Annotated in this window: 17 protein-coding genes; 10 read left to right on the plus strand and 7 right to left on the minus strand. The window is 68.5% G+C overall.

Annotation, left to right across the window (positions count from 1 at the left end; translation table 11 throughout):
* Positions 1 to 121: 121 nt before the first annotated feature.
* Positions 122 to 1,570: an amidase gene (locus AC50X6_RS00005; protein WP_494964295.1), complete on the minus strand. Its 1,449-nt coding sequence runs from the start codon at positions 1,568 to 1,570 to the stop codon at positions 122 to 124.
* A complete protein-coding gene (locus AC50X6_RS00010; protein ID WP_494964296.1) occupies positions 1,563 to 1,724 on the minus strand; it encodes a hypothetical protein in 162 nt (53 codons plus the stop codon). The genes AC50X6_RS00005 and AC50X6_RS00010 overlap by 8 nt, the downstream gene beginning before the upstream one ends.
* A gap of 111 nt (positions 1,725 to 1,835) precedes the next feature.
* On the opposite strand from AC50X6_RS00010, the gene AC50X6_RS00015 reads away from it, so the two are divergent.
* The 3 genes from AC50X6_RS00015 to AC50X6_RS00025 all read left to right on the plus strand — a co-directional run bounded on the left by AC50X6_RS00015 (position 1,836) and on the right by AC50X6_RS00025 (position 3,477).
* A complete protein-coding gene (locus tag AC50X6_RS00015) occupies positions 1,836 to 2,162 on the plus strand; it encodes a rhodanese-like domain-containing protein (RefSeq protein WP_494964297.1) in 327 nt (108 codons plus the stop codon).
* An 18-nt stretch (positions 2,163 to 2,180) separates the two neighbouring features.
* The gene (pheA, locus tag AC50X6_RS00020; RefSeq protein WP_494964298.1) at positions 2,181 to 3,161 is read left to right on the plus strand and encodes a prephenate dehydratase; all 981 of its coding nucleotides are present in this window, start codon (positions 2,181 to 2,183) and stop codon (positions 3,159 to 3,161) included.
* 94 nt (positions 3,162 to 3,255) lie between these two features.
* Positions 3,256 to 3,477: a hypothetical protein gene (locus AC50X6_RS00025; protein ID WP_326966553.1), complete on the plus strand. Its 222-nt coding sequence runs from the start codon at positions 3,256 to 3,258 to the stop codon at positions 3,475 to 3,477.
* Between the two features lie 8 nt (positions 3,478 to 3,485).
* Here AC50X6_RS00025 and AC50X6_RS00030 read toward each other — a convergent pair whose 3' ends face one another.
* Positions 3,486 to 4,550: a diacylglycerol/lipid kinase family protein gene (locus tag AC50X6_RS00030; protein ID WP_494964299.1), complete on the minus strand. Its 1,065-nt coding sequence runs from the start codon at positions 4,548 to 4,550 to the stop codon at positions 3,486 to 3,488.
* Positions 4,551 to 4,636: 86 nt separating this feature from the next.
* Here AC50X6_RS00030 and serS point away from each other — a divergent pair, with 86 nt between their 5' ends.
* From serS to AC50X6_RS00050, 4 genes are all read left to right on the plus strand, one after another.
* Positions 4,637 to 5,917, plus strand: a complete 1,281-nt coding sequence (serS, locus tag AC50X6_RS00035) for a serine--tRNA ligase (protein ID WP_494964300.1) — start codon at positions 4,637 to 4,639, stop codon at positions 5,915 to 5,917.
* A 195-nt stretch (positions 5,918 to 6,112) separates the two neighbouring features.
* The gene (locus tag AC50X6_RS00040) at positions 6,113 to 7,003 is read left to right on the plus strand and encodes an HAD family hydrolase (protein WP_494964301.1); all 891 of its coding nucleotides are present in this window, start codon (positions 6,113 to 6,115) and stop codon (positions 7,001 to 7,003) included.
* Positions 7,004 to 7,060: 57 nt separating this feature from the next.
* On the plus strand, positions 7,061 to 8,044 hold the full coding sequence (locus AC50X6_RS00045) for a helix-turn-helix domain-containing protein (RefSeq protein WP_494964302.1): 984 nt from the start codon (positions 7,061 to 7,063) through the stop codon (positions 8,042 to 8,044).
* A complete protein-coding gene (locus tag AC50X6_RS00050; protein WP_494964303.1) occupies positions 8,041 to 8,433 on the plus strand; it encodes a DUF1761 domain-containing protein in 393 nt (130 codons plus the stop codon). The genes AC50X6_RS00045 and AC50X6_RS00050 overlap by 4 nt, the downstream gene beginning before the upstream one ends.
* 48 nt (positions 8,434 to 8,481) lie before the next feature.
* On the opposite strand, the gene AC50X6_RS00055 is transcribed toward AC50X6_RS00050, so the two are convergent.
* The 4 genes from AC50X6_RS00055 to AC50X6_RS00070 all read right to left on the minus strand — a co-directional run bounded on the left by AC50X6_RS00055 (position 8,482) and on the right by AC50X6_RS00070 (position 11,892).
* A complete protein-coding gene (locus AC50X6_RS00055) occupies positions 8,482 to 9,081 on the minus strand; it encodes a MarR family transcriptional regulator (protein WP_494964304.1) in 600 nt (199 codons plus the stop codon).
* A 91-nt stretch (positions 9,082 to 9,172) separates the two neighbouring features.
* Positions 9,173 to 9,928 carry a DUF429 domain-containing protein gene (locus AC50X6_RS00060; protein ID WP_494964305.1) on the minus strand — a complete coding sequence of 252 codons (756 nt, stop codon included), beginning with the start codon at positions 9,926 to 9,928 and terminating at the stop codon, positions 9,173 to 9,175.
* Between the two features lie 12 nt (positions 9,929 to 9,940).
* A complete protein-coding gene (locus tag AC50X6_RS00065) occupies positions 9,941 to 11,266 on the minus strand; it encodes a carboxylesterase family protein (RefSeq protein WP_494964306.1) in 1,326 nt (441 codons plus the stop codon).
* A 137-nt stretch (positions 11,267 to 11,403) separates the two neighbouring features.
* Positions 11,404 to 11,892 (minus strand): inorganic diphosphatase, encoded by a 489-nt coding sequence (locus AC50X6_RS00070; protein WP_494964307.1) that lies wholly within the window; start codon positions 11,890 to 11,892, stop codon positions 11,404 to 11,406.
* Positions 11,893 to 12,050: 158 nt separating this feature from the next.
* Here AC50X6_RS00070 and dacB point away from each other — a divergent pair, with 158 nt between their 5' ends.
* The 3 genes from dacB (at position 12,051) to tilS (ending at position 16,023) form a co-directional block, all read left to right on the plus strand.
* The gene (gene dacB / locus AC50X6_RS00075; protein WP_494964308.1) at positions 12,051 to 13,607 is read left to right on the plus strand and encodes a D-alanyl-D-alanine carboxypeptidase/D-alanyl-D-alanine endopeptidase; all 1,557 of its coding nucleotides are present in this window, start codon (positions 12,051 to 12,053) and stop codon (positions 13,605 to 13,607) included.
* A 179-nt stretch (positions 13,608 to 13,786) separates the two neighbouring features.
* Positions 13,787 to 14,905 (plus strand): zinc-dependent metalloprotease, encoded by a 1,119-nt coding sequence (locus AC50X6_RS00080; protein WP_494964309.1) that lies wholly within the window; start codon positions 13,787 to 13,789, stop codon positions 14,903 to 14,905.
* An 80-nt stretch (positions 14,906 to 14,985) separates the two neighbouring features.
* Complete coding sequence (gene tilS, locus AC50X6_RS00085) at positions 14,986 to 16,023, plus strand: tRNA lysidine(34) synthetase TilS (protein ID WP_494964659.1); 1,038 nt, start codon at positions 14,986 to 14,988, stop codon at positions 16,021 to 16,023.
* Positions 16,024 to 16,040: the final 17 nt, after the last annotated feature.

The raw sequence follows: 16,040 nt of genomic DNA on the forward strand, positions 1-16,040 counted from the left end.
TACCATTGCACCCCCGACGAGCCGGCCAGGCCAAGGGAGCTGTCAATGGCAACCCACGGACCCTGTGAAACAGAAGGCCCCGGCCTCTTCCCGTTACCTGGCCACCCTCACTTCATATCGTCTAAAACCCCAGCTGCGCCGCCACCTGCAGCAGCAGCGCCTCGGATCCCATCGGACCGATCAGCTGGATGCCCAGCGGCAGCCCGGACCCCTTGGGCCCGCCGGTCCAGTGCACCGGAATGCTGATGGCGGGCAGTCCGCACACATTCACCATCGAGGACCAGGGCGCGTACTGGCACTGCTTGCGGTAGTCGCCGTCGGCGTCGCCCGCCCACTCGGACGCCGGCCAGTAGCCGTCGCCGTGGGCCGCACCGGTGAACCAGCCCACCGGGCGCGGGGTCTGGGCCAGCGCCGGCATCAGGATAAGGTCCCAGGCGGCGTACTGGGAAATGGTGTCGTACTGGAACTGCCGCAGGAAGCCGAGGGACTCGTTGAGCCTGGCCGGGCTGCGCTGCTGGGCGCGGCGCCGGAAAGTCCGGGTCAGCGGGGTCAGGAGCGCCTCGCGCTGCGGGATAATCCGGGCGCTTCCGACGGCGGCGGTCCAGGCCGTGGTGAACGCATCGGGGTAGCGGTTGTCATAGCGGATCACGGCTTCACTGGTTTCGTGGCCGGCCGCCTCCAGCAGCCTGACCCCTGCGGCCAGGGCATCGAGGGCCTCGGGCTCCGGTACGAAAGGAAAGATGGTCTGCCACGGGCTGTCCAGGCTCACGCCGATCCTCAGCCTGCGCGGCTCTTGGCTGGCGAGTTCTAGGTAGCCCGGTGCGGAATCGCCCTGCGTCCCTTGCGTCCCCTGCGGACGGGGGACCAGCGCATCGAGCAGCAGCGCGGCATCCGTGGCCGAGCGCGCCAGCGGCCCGGTGACCACCAGGCCGGCGGGATCCCCGGTGCTTTCCCCGGTGGGAACGAGCCCCCGGCCCGGCTTGAGTCCGACGAGTCCGCACGCCGCGGCCGGAATGCGGACGGAGCCGCCGCCGTCGGACCCGGGAGCGAAGGGCACCAGCCTGGCAGCCACAGCGGCTGCGCTGCCTCCGGAGGAGCCGCCCGAGCTGCGGCTGGGCGCGTGCGGGTTGCGCGACGGCGGCGCGATCCGGTTCTCTGTGTACGCCGTGAGTCCAAACTCCGGAACCTGCGTCTTGCCCAGTGAGATGACGCCGGCACTTTTGAGCGTGGCGGCCAGGGCGCCGTCGAGCAATGCGGGCTTGTGCTCCAGGGCGGCACTGCCGTGCGTCGTGATGACACCCGCGACGTCCGTCAGGTCCTTGAAGGCCACCGGCATGCCATGCAGCAGCGGAAGCCCGGTCCCATCGCGGGTGGAGCGGGCGTGGATCTCGTCCGACGCGGCCCCGTCCCTGAGGGCCTGCTCCGCGGTGACGGTGATGAACGCGCCGAGGTGCGGGTTCTCGGCCGTGATGCGGTCCAGGAAGTGCCCCGCTGCTTCGCGCGCCGAGACTTCGCCGGATCGCAGGGCATCGCGCAGTTCGACGGCGGAGAGCTCGTGGATTTCAGCCAAGGAAACGCGGCTCCAGCGCACCCGCGCGCTCCGCGGGACATGCCCAGTCTTCGAGCGGGACGGCGGACATGGTGGCACCGTGTCCGGTCCCGGCGGCCGGGAGTGGGCATGTCCCGCGGGGGCGCGGCGGGATGGTGGGCCGGTCAGCTGCCATGGGGTCTCCTTTGCGACACCCCAGAAGCGTAACCTGCCGGCTGTGGGCGTGCGGCGCGGGCGGCTGGCGATACGCTGGAGGAAGACCTTGCATCCTGCGGAAAGGACCACTATGAGCGACTACGACACTGTCACCGTGTCCGGCATCCCCGGGGGCGCCAAGATCCTCGACGTCCGCGAAGACTACGAATGGGCTGCGGGCCACGCGGAAAGTGCCCTGCACATTCCGCTGGACCAGCTCCCGGAGCGGATCGATGAAGTGGATCCCGACGAGGACCTCTACGTCATCTGCCGCACCGGCGGCCGGTCGTCCCGTGCCGCGCAATGGCTCGTGGGCCACGGCTATTCCGCCCTCAACGTCGCCGGCGGCATGGACCAATGGCTTGAAACCGGAATGCCGCTGGTGTCCGACAACGGGCTCAAGCCCGTCATCCTGTAATCGAAGAAGGTAGCGCCGATGCCTGTATCACCCGTCACGTACACGTTCCTCGGACCCGCCGGCACTTTCACTGAGGCCGCCCTGATGCAGGTTCCGGGCGCGGCGGACGCCATCCGTGTCCCGGCCTCGAACGTGAACACGGCCTTGGATAAGGTCCGGAACGGCTCGGCGGACGCGGCCATGGTGCCGATTGAGAACTCCGTGGAAGGCGGCGTCACGGCAACCCTGGACGCCATCGCCACCGGGCCGGAGCTGCGGATCCTGCGTGAGGTCCTGGTCCCGATCAGTTTCGTTTTGGTGGCCGGGCCCGGCGTGCGGATCGAGGACGTCCGGCGGGTCTCCACCCACGGCCATGCCTGGGCCCAGTGCAGGCTCTGGGTGGAGGAGAATATTCCCAATGCGGAATACATCCCCGGATCTTCGACGGCGGCAGCCGCCATGGGGCTCCTCGAGGACGGCGCCCACTACGACGCGGCGATCTGCGCTCCGATCGTGGCCACAGAGCAGCCCGGACTCGGGGTGCTGGCGGAGAACATCGGGGATAATCCGGGCGCCGTCACCCGCTTCGTGCTCGTTGGCCGCCCCGGCGAGCTCCCCGAGCCGACCGGTGCGGACAAGACAACCGTCGTCGTGCCGCTCCCGGAAGACCGGCCCGGCGCGCTGATGGAGATCCTGGACCAGTTCGCCACGCGCGGCGTGAACCTGAGCCGGATCGAGTCGCGGCCTACCGGACAGTATCTGGGACATTATTTTTTCAGCATCGACGCCGACGGCCACATTGCCGACGCACGGGTGGCGGATGCCCTCGCCGGACTTCACCGGATCAGCCCCGCCACGCGTTTCCTGGGTTCCTACAGCCGTGCGGATGGCCACCGGTCCGACGTGTCCCCGCACACCTCGGACCAGGCATTCCGGGCGGCACATGCATGGGTCAAAGACATACTCTCGGGAGCATCCTTGGTGCCGGGTTTTGCACCCGGCGCTTCGCCCAGAGCGTAGACAAATGCCCCATCAGGCACTTCCACCCCCCTGAAACTGTGCGTATGCTTGCCTGATTCATATGGGGGACGTCCCCTACCGGAGGGAGCAGATCATGTCAGGTACCAGCCTTGAAAATGACGGCCAGGGAATGATCGTGAATCCCAAGCCGACGGCTGACAACCAGGACTGGGACGGCGACGACGCCGACCGCGCGGACCGCCTGCGCTTCGAAGAGGAGCAGGCCATGATCCGCGAGCAGTCCGAAGCCCGCGCAGCCAGGGCCGCCGCGGAAGCAAAAAAATCCGCTGAGGCGGCGAAGGAAGCCGCCAAGTAAGCCGACCCCTAGTCTCCTGCGGTGCCGTCCTTGACGCGCACCAGCAGCGAGCCCGGGGCAACCTGCACGGTGACTTTGGTTGCCGCGCCGGACGGATCTCCGTCGACCTGGGTGGGCATTGGCTCCGCACAGCGGATGGTGATCTTGCCGGCGCGGTAGTACGTCATCACCGGCAGGGTTCTCTTGTGCTTGAGGACAATTTTCCAGTACATGGCCAGCCAGCCGATCGCGCTGCGGGGGCTCATCACCACCACGTCCAGCATGCCGTCGTCGATCATGGCCTGGGGGATGAAGTCGATACCGCCGGGGATCAACCCGCAGTTCGCGAAGAGCACGCTCCGGATCTTCCGGGACTGCTCGGGCTGGTCGTCGAGGGCGATCGAGACCCTCTTGCGGCGCCCCGGCAGGTGCCGGACCCCGGCCTCCGTGTAGGCCAGCCAGCCCACGGCCCTCTTGAGCCCGTCGTTGGTATCGCCGATCACCTCGGCGTCCATGCCGATACCCGCCATCACCAGGAAGGTGTACTCGGCGGACCCGCCGGTCTGGGAATTTTCCACCCGCATGCGCGCCGTATCGATAAACCGCTGGTGACCGAAGAGCGCCGTCCGCACGCAGCCGGGCAGGTCGTACAGGTTGAGGTGCACATTGCGGGCCAGCAGGTTGCCGGTGCCGAGCGGGATCAGGCCCATGGCGATGTCCGTGCCGGCGAGGATCTCGGCCACCACGCGCACGGTGCCGTCACCGCCGCCCACAAGGACGACGTCGGCCCCGTACTCAACGGCGGCACGCGTCTGGCCGAAACCGGGATCGCCGGCGGTGGTGTCGAAGAAACGGGGCGGCTCCCAGCCGGCCGAGGCACAGGCGCTGGTGATCAGCCCACGGGCTTCGGCGGATTTGGCCTTGATCGGGTTCATGACCACCGCGACCCTCTGCTGGCCGGGGCCCGGGCTGTGGGTTTCCTCCCAGACGGCGCTGCGCGTGTGTTTGGCCTTCAGCCTGCGCACTCCCCACCAGCTGGAGGCGGCGAACGCCAGGACTCCAGCGATGACGAGGTACGGCAGCCAGTCGCGCATAGTGCTCCAACACTATCCCGCCGGTCTCCGGCGGCCCGATTGCCCGATTGCCTGGGACAGGGTGCCGGATTGGATACTCTAGTCAGGTGATCGACGTAAAAGCCCTCAGTGAAAATCCGGACAAGTTCCGTGCCAGCCAGCGCGCCCGCGGCGCCGACGAATCCGTGGTGGATGCGATCATCGCCGCAGACTCCGCCCGGCGCGCGGCCCTGATCCGCTTCGAGAACTTGCGGGCCGAGCAGAACGCCTTCGGAAAAAAGGTCGCGCAGGCCAAGGGCGAGGAGAAACAGGCCCTGCTGGCAGAGGTCAAGGTCCTCGCCGGCGAGGTCAAGGCCGCCTCGGCTGAGGCCGACGCCGCGCAGGCCTCCCACGAGGAGCTGCTCCGGGCGATCCCCAACCTCATCGAGGACAGCGTCCCGGAAGGCGGTGAAGACGACTACATCGTGGTCAAGACCGTCGGAACCCCGCGCGAATTCCCCGACTTCAGGCCCAGGGACCACCTCGAAATCGGTGAACTGATCGGCGCGATCGACATGGAACGGGGCGCCAAAGTTTCCGGTTCACGGTTCTATTTCCTTCGCGGGCCCGGTGCCCGGCTGGAAATGGCGCTGCTGCAGATGGCGATGGAGCAGGCGATCGACGCCGGCTTCGTGCCGATGATCACCCCGACGCTGGTGCGCCCGGAAACCATGCAGGGCACCGGTTTCGACGTCAAGCACGACGCCGAGATCTACCGTCTCGCCGAAGACGACCTGTACCTCGTGGGCACCTCGGAAGTGGCCCTGGCCGGCTACCATGCGGATGAGATCCTGGACCTCTCCGCCGGCCCGATCCGCTACGCGGGTCAGAGCTCCTGCTACCGCCGCGAGGCCGGTTCGCACGGCAAGGACACCCGCGGAATCATCCGGGTCCACCAGTTCAACAAGGTGGAGATGTTCATCTACACGACGGTTGAGGAGGCTGCCGCCGAGCATGCCCGCCTGCTGGCCTGGGAAGAGGAAATGCTGGCCAAGTGCGAGCTCCCGTACCGCGTGATCGACACTGCCGCAGGCGACCTCGGCAACTCCGCGGCCCGTAAGTTCGACTGCGAGGCGTGGGTCCCCACCCAGGGCGCCTACCGCGAGCTGACCTCCACCTCCAACTGCACCACCTTCCAGTCCCGTCGCCTCAACATCCGCGAACGCGTGCTGAACGACGGCGGCGCTGCCAAGGGCACCCGCGCCGTGGCCACGCTCAACGGCACCCTGGCTACCACCCGCTGGATCGTAGCCATCCTGGAACACCACCAGAACCCGGACGGCTCCGTCAACGTTCCCCAGGCACTGCAGAAGTACCTCGGCGGGATGACGGTCTTTCCGGTCATCTGATCCGGTTCACCCTGCGACGCGCGAAGCACCCCGCGACACCCAAATGCCCCCGCGACACCGGAATTCCGGTGTCGCGGGGGCATTTGCGCAGCGCCAGGAAGAAACGGTGTCGCCGGCGGGATGTTCACTCCTTGTTCACGGCGCGCTGTGGCCTGGATCCTAGCCGCTGTCAGGGGTGTCTGCTCTACTAGTTAGATGACAACATTGACTGAAACCTCAGTCGCCGGCAACGATGACCGGCGAAATAGCAACCAGAACGGCGACCAGGACGACGCCGGCCGGAAGATCACCGGCGAAAAGATGATGATCGCCCTCGACGTAGATGGCACCCTCGTAGACCATGACGGCCACATGTCCGTTCCCGTCCGCGAAGCCGCACAGGACGTCGTGGCCGCCGGCCACCATGTCATGATCGCGACGGGCCGCTCACTGAACGCCACGCTGCCCATCATCGAGCACATCGGCATCGACAACGGCTACGCCGTGTGCTCCAACGGCGGCGTGACCCTGCGCCTCGATTCGAGCCTGTCCGACGGCTACGAGATCCTGCACAAGGCAACCTTCGATCCGGGTCCGGCACTCCGCGCCCTGCGGAAAAGGCTGCCATCGGCCAAGTACGCCCTGGAGGACGAACACGGCAACTTCCTCTCCACGGAACGCTTTCAGGACGCCAGCTTCGGCGTCGAGGCAATCGGCGTCGACTTCCAGACCATGCTGGAGGCCACCGCCGTGCGCGTGGTGGTGTTCAGTTCGGAGAACACCCCCGAGGAGTTTGACACCGCCATCCGCCACATCGGCCTGGCCGGCGTGACCTACTCGGTGGGCTGGACCGCGTGGCTCGATATTGCCGGCGCCGGCGTCAACAAGGCCAGCGCCCTGGAACACCTCCGCGGCCGGCTCAGCATTGAGGCCCACCGCACCATCGCCGTCGGTGACGGACGCAACGACATCGAGATGCTCACCTGGGCCGCGCGCGGTGTGGCCATGGGACAGGCGCCCCAGGAAGTCATCGCTGCCGCAAACGAGGTCACGCATTCCGTCTTCGAGGACGGCGCCGCCCACGTGCTGCGCAGCATTCTGCTCTAGCCGGTTCCGCGGACCGGGGGCAGGGCCGTCGGACCAGGGCCGTCCTAGACTGGGGCTGTGCTCTACGAGGAGTGGCCCGCGCCGCCGTACCTGCAGCCCTATGTGGCTTCGTTCTGGCTGGTCGCCGGCCGGCCGGCGGCCCGATACGAGAAGATCCTGCCCGGCCCCTTCGCGCACCTCGTGCTCAATCTCTCGGAGCCCTACCGATTGATCGAGACCTACCCGCGAGATCCCGCTTCCGGCAGCACGTCGGGCCCCCGTGCCACGGAGGTGGCCGTCGGCTTTTACTCCGGGCTGCAGCGGAGCTTTTTGATCAGCGAGAACCCTGCGCGGATCTTCAACATCGGCGCGGTGCTGGCGCCGTTCGGGCTGGCCGCGTTCACCGCGGAGCCGCCGTCTGGACTGCAGGGCGCGGTGGTCAATGCGGAGCGTATCTTCCCCGGCTTCAGCTCGCTGCGCGCGGGGCTGGAGGATCCGACGCCGGCCCAGGCGTTCGCCGCGCTCGGCACCTTCCTGGCCGCAAGGCTGCGCCCCGGGTTCCGCCCCGATCAGCGGGCCGTCAGCGCAGCGGCCTCCCTGGCCGCGGAGGACCTGCGCGTGGCGGCGCTGGCAGCCCGGCTCGGCGTCAGCGAATCGACACTGGAGCGGATCATGCTCCGCGACTGCGGCGTCGGGCCCAAGACATACTCTGACGTTTGCCGCTTCCACCGCTTCGTCACCGCGGCCGCGGCGCTCCCGAATGGGGCCGCTGCCGAACGCGCGCTGCTGGCTCTGGCCGACTACTACGACCAGCCCCACCTGATCCGGGCGTTCCGGCGCTTCGCCGGGTATACGCCGTCGGAATACCTGAAGGTGGTGCATGACTACGGTCCCGAATACGCCACGTTTGTGCCGCTCGAAGACGTGCCGGGCATGGCGCCGGGGAGCGGACGGGAACTGTCCCCGGCGGTGCGGGATTTATACAAGACCGCCGTGCAGCCGGCCGCTAGCGTGAAGGCATCGCCCCGACCCGGAGGCGATTCACGCGGGAGGGCGAAATGAACATCAACATCAGCTGGCTGGCGGTTCTGCTGGCTGCGCTAACAGGTTTCCTGGTGGGCGGGCTCTGGTACACCGTCCTGTTTGCGAAAGTATGGCAGCGCGAAGCCGGGGTCAGCGATGACCAACTCAAACGCGGCACGGTAAGGGTCTTTGCAGGCTCGTTCCTGTTGTCCGGGGTGGCGAGTCTCGTCCTGTCCGCGTTTATCGGCGCCGCCGGCGTCGGGTTCGGGGCGCTGGCCGGGCTGGCTGTCGGGGCCGGGTGGGTGGCCGCCGCGGTGGGCATCAACTACCTTTTTGAACGGCGGAGCCTGGCGCTGTTCGCCATCAACGCCGGCTACAACGTCGTGACGTTCACGGCCATGGGCGCCATCATCGGGGCTTTGCAGTAGGCGCGCTGCAGTAGGCGCGGGGCCCGCGACCGCAGCTGCCATCAGGGGTCAGCGGACCTCGAGGATGAGGCCCAGCAGCCGGGCCGCGGCGGGCCGTGCGGCGTGTTCCTCGTTCCATTGCGCCCGGGCGACAGCCTTGCTGACGGCCTGGGTGGTAATGCCGAGTTCCTCCGCGACCGCTTTCTGCTGCCCGCGCACGCCGGGGGTCAGCAGGTCCAGGACCCGCCATTCGGCGGGGCTGCGATCGTGGACGATGTGGCCAAGCAGCCGCAGCACCGCCTCCGATTCCGCCGCAAGGTCCGCGAGCGGGCCCTCCACCGCCACCGGGACGCGCTCCTTGCCGTTGCGCAGCCGGTCAACGGCCCGGCGCGCATAGATCAGCCCGTGGCCGGAGGCATCTTTGATCTGGTTCGGCAGGGGTTCGTTGACCGGTCCGACGCCGATTCCGACGTACCAGCTGCCGGTGCGCAACGCGATCATCGCTGCCTCGACGGCCTGGTTCGGGGTGTCCACAATGCCCTGGACCTCATCCTCCACCGAGCGGTCGAAATCGAGGCGCGCCGGGATGTGCCGCAGGTCCTTGAGGAGCTGCGGCACGCAGTCGCCGTCGCGCCTGCTGTCCGTTTGGTTGATGGTCAGAGTGAACATTCTGGGACAACACTACCCGGTGGTAGGAGGTAGGCAAACGCCGGGAACGCCGGGTAATCTCCCCGGCAACTCCCAGCGAATTCCCCGGCAGTTACGTGGCCGTGAGGTCGGTGAGCCGGCCGGAGGGCAGGTGGATCCAGCCCTCCGTCAGGGCCCGTGCGGCCTGTTCGGCCGGGGGGCGCAATGTTTTCCCGACGCTCACGGCGCGGGCCGTGAGCGAGGCGATGACGGCGTCGAACATGTCGTCGGAGGCAGCGAGGTCATCGCGGTAACCCGCCAGGTCCAGCCACGGTGCGGCCTCAGTCAGGGCATCGAGGATCGTGGACAGCTTCTCCACCTCCGGGGCACCCCGGCCCTTGTAGCCTCGGGCATGGATCCCCCACAGTTTCAGTGACGCCGCCGGGTAGACCTCGGCCAGACGGCCGGATCCGTCTCTGGCCTGCGGCGCCACATCCCGGGCAATTTTGGCCTGGATGACGGCGCATCTCATGGCAGGGTGGGCCAGCCGGTCGGCGGAGACGCTGAGCGGAATCAGCCCGGTCCGGCCGGTGACAAACCGGTCGGTGTCCCGGTAGGCCAACAGGCGGCGGCCCTCGATCCCGTCGTGGTCCAGCACCGGATGGGCGGCGAAGTCCAGGTGCCCCGCTAGGAACGGCAGGAAAGCGGCCGGCCAACCCACGGGGCAATCGATCCCCGTCATCGCGCTGGTGGTGAATAGCCGGACTATCTCGCCGTCGGCCACGTCCAGGGACAGGTCGACCAGCCTGGCCGCGCCGTCGGTCCATTCGATGACGGCGGTTGCGGTTTTTTTGGTGGCCGCGGCGAGATCGACGCCCAGGGTTCTCAAGGCAGGCCCGGCTCAGACCGAGCGGTACCGGAGCGCGCCGGGTATTTCGCCCCGGCTGTCCAGGCCGCCCCCGGAGGCAAATTGGGCCCACACGGCGCGGAGGGCTCGGCCCTGGGCGTTGATTTCATCCCAGCTGGCGCCTGCGAGGAGCCCTGCTCCCTCCCAGGTCCGTTGGTCTCCGAACAACAGTGGCAGATCAACGGTGTGCGCGGCCCCGTAGACGTTGCCCGGCGCACCCCAGGAAATCACGTAGCGGTACGCCGTGCCGCCCGCCTGGGAATGCCGCCGGGCAAACTTCCTGGCTGATCTGCCATACACCGCCTCCGTCACGGCCCAGTTGATGGCCTTGACGACGGCGGAGCCGAGGACCGGGACCTTTGCCAGCCGGCTGACGGTGCGGTTGCGCGGCAGGAACAGCCGGGCTTCCCCGGACGTGTGCCCGATCAGGACCTCGATGTCCGGGGCCGCCGCATTCCAGGCTGCGTCGATCCCGGTTTCTGCAGGCAGCGGAGAGTGCCCGTATTGCGTGCCGAACGGCATGGCGGCCAGCATCCCGAATTTCCGGGCCACCTGCGACACGCGCTCTTCTGCGGCCACCACCTCCATGGCCGGGGTGTCCACAGTGACGGCCTGGGCCGCGATGCCCATGGCGGTGCTCATCTTCTCGCGACCCCGGGTAATGCCGAGGGGTGCACTCTGAATGATGGCGCGCTGGAAGAGTGCCGGCGCCTCGGCGGTCGCCATGAGGTGGGCTACGGCGTCACCCCCGGCGGACTGGCCGAAAGCTGTGACTCGTCCCGGATCGCCGCCGAAGGCGGCAATGTTGCGCTGCACCCAGCGGAACGCCTCGAGTTGGTCCAGGAGGCCGAGATTGGCCGGCCGGCCCGTACCGGTTGCCAGGTACCCGAAGAGGCCCAGCCGGTACGTCACGGAGACCACGATGACCCGGTTTTCGGCAACGAGGCCCCTGGGATCGAAGATCGCCAGGTCCCCGGAGCCCGTGGTGTAGGACCCGCCGTGCACCCAGACCATAACCGGCACCCGCTCGCCGTCGTCGAGGTCCGCCGGCAGGGTGATGGAGAGACGCTGGCAGTCCTCGCTGCCGGGCAGTTCGCCGTAGCGGGTGCCCAGGATATCGTCCAGGAACGGCACCGGCGCCTGCGGGCACGCCGGGGACAGTGACGTCGCTGCGCGCACCTCGGTCCAGTCGGCTGCACCGAGCGGACGCTGAAAGCGGGCCGCGGTGGCGTACGGAATACCCGTGGCGCGCAGCACGTTGCCGTCCCGCCATCCTGTGATCGGACCGCAGGGAGGACTAAAGGCAGGCTCGGCGTTCATGAGCCAACAATTTCACACATTCCTGACACGGCACTGACAACCGCCGTCGCTGCCTAGACAGCAACGCGGGGTCACCTACGGCCCATACCGTGCCACCGGATGGGCCGTAGGTGACCCCGCGTTGGGGTTAAGGAGTGTTAGTGCGTGTGTGGAACGTAGCGCTTGATGGAGGCCTCGAGCTCGGCTTCGGCGGCGGCGCGGTCGCCCCAGCCTTCGGCCTTGACCCACTTGCCCGGCTCCAGGTCCTTGTAACGGGTGAAGAAGTGCTCGATCTCCTTGATCAGGTATTCGCTGACGTCGCTGATCTCGTTGATGTGGTCGAAGCGTGCGTCGACCGGCACGCACAGCACCTTGGCATCGCCGCCGCCGTCGTCCGTCATGTTGAACACGCCGATCGGGCGGGACTCAACGATCACGCCGGGATGCAGGTCGAAGTCCTGCAGCAGCACCAGGGCGTCCAGCGGGTCGCCGTCCTCGCCGAGCGTGTTTTCGAAGAAACCGTAGTGGGTGGGGTACTGCATGGAGGTGAACAGGACCCGGTCCAGGCGGACGCGGCCCGTCTCGTGGTCAACTTCGTACTTGACGCGTGATCCCTTGGGGATCTCGATGGTCACGTCATGCTTCATGGACTGCTCCTTGAGAATTTAGGGGGTACGCGGTTTCAGGGGGTGCGCGGCACACACAAGAGGCTGCCGGTGCCGCCGACTACTATTGAGGATATAGCGAGAGGCCCTGGTTTCATGAACTAGTGGGGACATTTCAGGACTAAAGGACCGGCAGCAGCATGAAACGCAAGACGAGCCGCGCGGGCACGGGCCGGGTCACGGACCCGGTTCCCGGGCCGTCCCGGCAGGTCCTTCCGCTGCTGCTTCAGACGCTTCTGGTGGTGGCTCTCGCCGTCCCGGCCGGCGTCGCCATCGCCCCGGCTTTCCTCGGCCCGGACCGCTCGGCGGCAGCCGCGAAGTCCGCCCCGCCCTGGCACCAGATCCCCGGCGCGCTGACCAGCCCCAACAGCCGCGACCCCGACAGCAGCGACCCCGCGGGCATCCGGCCGCTCAGCGACGCGGCCCCCGTCCCCGATCCCGTGTCTCTGGCCGCTCAACTCAATGAGACCCTGAAGACGGACGACGCCGGGACTTTCAGCGGGGTGGTGCAGGACGCCGCCACCGGGACGATCCTCTTTGACCGCTCGGGCGACGAGGCCCGGGTCCCGGCCTCCAACATGAAGCTCCTGGCGGCCACGTCGGCACTGCGCACCCTGGGGCCGGACCGGCGCTTCAGCACCCGTGTGGTGGCCGGCCCCGCACCCGGGACCGTGGTCCTCGCCGGCGGGGGAGATGTGCTCCTGGCCGCCGGCGAATCCGCCCCCGGCGAGGTCCTGGGCCATGCCGGGCTGGCGACGCTCGCGCAGTCGACCGTGCGCGCATTGCAGAACGACGGCGTCTCTGGCACCCTGACGGTCCAGCTGGACGACTCGCTGTTTACCGGACCGTCGCTCAACCCCGCCTGGAGCCCCGAGGATGTGGCAGCCGGCGAGACGGCCCCGCTTTTCCCGCTGGCGTTGAACTCGGCACGGTACGATCCGGCGAAGACCACCGGCCCCCGCCCCCAGGATGCCGCCCTGGCCGCCGCCGAGGCGTTCGCGGCCGGGCTCTCCTCAGCCGCCGCAGCGGCCGGATTCACCGTGGCGCCGGGCGTCGCGCGGACCCCCGCCCGGACCGAAAGCGCGGAAGGCGCTGACCGGCCGGATGCGTCAGTGGACCCCGGCGCGGTCAGGGTCCTCGCCGAGGTCCAGTCCGCCACGGTCGGCCAACAGGTGGACCTGATGCTGCGGACCTCGGATAACTACCTCACCGAGGTGGTGGGCCGGATGGCCGCCCTCGCGAGCGGCAAGCCGGCCAGCAACGACGGCGCCACCGCCGCGGTGCTGCAGCAGCTCCAGGAACTGGGCATCCCCGCGGACACGCTCCGCGCTGCCGATGTGTCGGGCCTGGCCCCGGCGAACAAGGTCTCCGCCCGGCAGCTCGCCGCAATCGTCCGCGCCATCACCTCCGGCACGGACACCCGGCTGCGGGCCGCTCTGGCCGGCTTCCCGGTCGCCGGCCTCACCGGAACGCTGGGGGAGCGCTACACGGAGGTGTCCACGGCCCGCGGCGCCGGGCTGGTCCGGGCCAAAACGGGAACCCTCAACACCGTGACCGCGCTCAGCGGGTACGTTGTTGACGCCGACGGCCGGCTCCTCGTGTTCTCCTTCATCGGCAACGGCCTGACGCCGGGCGCCGCCAACAAGACCGCGCTGGACCGCACCGCATCCGTCCTTGCCGGCTGCGGCTGCCGCTGAGGGGACCGCGTCCGACGTCGGACCGTCCTCTGCTCCGTAAACGCCCTTTTGGGCCCCCAAAACGGCAGTTACGGAGCAGCGGACGGCCCGGACGACGGCGATGAGCCCGCCGCCGTCAGCCGTTCGCCGCCCGGCGAATTTAAGGCACAACCCTGGGCCGCTGTGATCTGATGGAGCCTATGGAGTCCTCTGCCGCCGAGACATCTGCCCAAGCGCCGCCCATCATCAACTGGGAGCTCGCCGCTTCCACGGCTGCCCGGCTGGCGCCTCCCGGGCCTGTCCTCACGCCCGCCGAGATCGGCGCCGCCGTCGAAAACCTGCGGCACATGGCGGATATCTCCGTGCCCCATGTCCACCACATCACCGGCCTCGAGGCCGCCCGGGACCTCCGCGATTCCGCGGTACTCGTGGTGGACCGGGCTTCCTGGGCCAGGGCCAACACGCAAAGCTTTGCGGTCATGCTCAAACCCGCGATGGAAAAGATGCTGGAGGGCCGCCACGGTACGGTGAGCCCCGGCGCGGCCAGCATCAGCGGGGCCATCACCGGCAGCCAGCTCGGGGCCATCCTCGCGTTCCTCTCCAGCAAGGTCCTCGGCCAATACGACCCCTTTTCCGCCCTCGCCGAGAACTCCACGGCGCCCGCCGCCGGACGGCTGCTGCTGGTGGCGCCGAACATCATTTCCGTGGAGCGGGAAATCAACGTCGAACCGGAGGACTTCCGGCTCTGGGTATGCCTGCACGAACAGACCCACCGCGTGCAGTTCGCCGCCGCACCCTGGCTCCGGCATCACATGCTGGACGAGATCGAAAACCTCAGCGGCCAGCTGCTGGGCAATGTCGATTCGCTGCTGGAACGGGCCTCGGCTGCCGCCAAGTCGCTCAAGGACCGGAGTGCTGACGGCACCGGCCCCAGCCGTGGCGCCATCCTGGACCTCCTGCAAAACCCGGAGGAGAAGGCGGCGCTCTCACGCCTGACTGCCCTGATGAGCCTGCTCGAAGGCCACGCCAACGTGGTCATGGACGCTGTCGACGCCAGCATCGTGCCCTCCGTGAAAACGATCCGGCAGCGCTTCAGCTCCCGCGCCAAGGACCACGGCGTGATCGAGAAGTTCATCCGGAGCCTTCTGGGCCTCGACGCCAAGATGCGCCAGTACAGCGACGGCGCCAAGTTCGTCCGCGAAGTGGTTGACGTGGCTGGCATGGAGGGCTTCAACAAGGTCTGGGAGTCCGCGGATAAGTTGCCCAGCGAGGCGGAAATCCACGACTCCAGACTCTGGCTCGAACGGATGGGGCACTAGCCGCCGTGACTTCCGGCCCCGAATCAAGCGGACGACGCCGGCCCGGACGGCTGGCGCCCGTCGTCGGCACCGCACGGAAGATGCTGCGGGACGCCCTGGCCGCAGCCGGCTACCCCGAACGGATCCTCGTCGCCTGCAGCGGCGGGCCCGATTCGATGGCGCTTGCCGCCGTCGCCGCGTACTTTGCCCGCCGCGGACACGTGGACGGCCACCCGGTCTCCGTGGGCGCCGTCGTAGTGGACCATCAACTGCAGCCTGGATCCGCCGGGGTGGCCGCCGCCACGGCCACGGCTCTGCGGGAACTCGGACTCTCACCCGTCAACATCAGGGCCGTGGAGGTTACCCCTACGGGCATGGGTCCCGAGGCGGCCGCCCGGGATGCCCGCCACGCCGCCCTTGAAGCCGCCGCCCACGAGGATGGCGCCACCGTCATCCTGCTCGGCCACACCCTGGATGACCAGGCCGAACAGGTGCTGCTGGGGCTGGCGCGCGGCTCCGGCACGCGCTCCCTCGCCGGGATGCGGCCTGCCCGCGGGCGCCTGCTCCGGCCTTTTTTGGGCTTGCGCCGGGCCGACACCCTGGCGATCTGCGACGTCGAGGCCCTGGAGCCCTGGCACGATCCGAGTAACGCCGACCCCGCCTTTGCGCGGTCGCGGACCCGGGTTGAAGTGCTGCCGCTGCTCGAGGAAAAGCTCGGCCCGGGGGTCGCCGAATCACTCGCCAGGACCGCCGCGATCCTGCAGCTCGACGCCGACTACCTCGAGGACGTAGCGAACGACACTTTTGCCCGGCTGCAGGAACAGTCCGGATCCACGATCAGCCTCCCGGAAGAAGCCTTGCGCGAACTTGCCCCGGCTGTGCGGTTCAGGGTCATTGCCAAGGCAGCAGCCGCCGTCGGCGGTCAACAGCCCAGCTACCGGCGCCTGCTCGCCGCCGAAATGCTGCTGCGCCGGCACGGATCGGCCGGACCGGTGGAGCTCCCCGGCGGCGTCAGCGTCTACCGGCTCCCCCTCGCGCAGCTGCTCGCCGACGGCCCGTCCGGCACCGGCGGGGTTCCCCGCCGGGGCGCCCGCTGTGGGAAGCTTGTATTCCGGCTTCAAAAACCGCCCCAAATATAGTCGACCCCGCATCTACA

It is taken from the genome of Pseudarthrobacter sp. HLT1-7, from assembly GCF_059383435.1.

Bases quoted from the DNA above. Each gene is read 5' to 3' on its own strand.
- AC50X6_RS00010 (WP_494964296.1), bottom strand. From the start codon at position 1,724: ATGGCAGCTGACCGGCCCACCATCCCGCCGCGCCCCCGCGGGACATGC.
- AC50X6_RS00015 (WP_494964297.1), top strand. From the start codon at position 1,836: ATGAGCGACTACGACACTGTCACCGTGTCCGGCATCCCCGGGGGCGCC.
- pheA (WP_494964298.1), top strand. From the start codon at position 2,181: ATGCCTGTATCACCCGTCACGTACACGTTCCTCGGACCCGCCGGCACT.
- AC50X6_RS00025 (WP_326966553.1), top strand. From the start codon at position 3,256: ATGTCAGGTACCAGCCTTGAAAATGACGGCCAGGGAATGATCGTGAAT.
- AC50X6_RS00030 (WP_494964299.1), bottom strand. From the start codon at position 4,550: ATGCGCGACTGGCTGCCGTACCTCGTCATCGCTGGAGTCCTGGCGTTC.
- AC50X6_RS00040 (WP_494964301.1), top strand. From the start codon at position 6,113: ATGACAACATTGACTGAAACCTCAGTCGCCGGCAACGATGACCGGCGA.
- AC50X6_RS00050 (WP_494964303.1), top strand. From the start codon at position 8,041: ATGAACATCAACATCAGCTGGCTGGCGGTTCTGCTGGCTGCGCTAACA.
- AC50X6_RS00055 (WP_494964304.1), bottom strand. From the start codon at position 9,081: ATGTTCACTCTGACCATCAACCAAACGGACAGCAGGCGCGACGGCGAC.
- AC50X6_RS00065 (WP_494964306.1), bottom strand. From the start codon at position 11,266: ATGAACGCCGAGCCTGCCTTTAGTCCTCCCTGCGGTCCGATCACAGGA.
- AC50X6_RS00070 (WP_494964307.1), bottom strand. From the start codon at position 11,892: ATGAAGCATGACGTGACCATCGAGATCCCCAAGGGATCACGCGTCAAG.
- dacB (WP_494964308.1), top strand. From the start codon at position 12,051: ATGAAACGCAAGACGAGCCGCGCGGGCACGGGCCGGGTCACGGACCCG.
- AC50X6_RS00080 (WP_494964309.1), top strand. From the start codon at position 13,787: ATGGAGTCCTCTGCCGCCGAGACATCTGCCCAAGCGCCGCCCATCATC.
- tilS (WP_494964659.1), top strand. From the start codon at position 14,986: ATGCTGCGGGACGCCCTGGCCGCAGCCGGCTACCCCGAACGGATCCTC.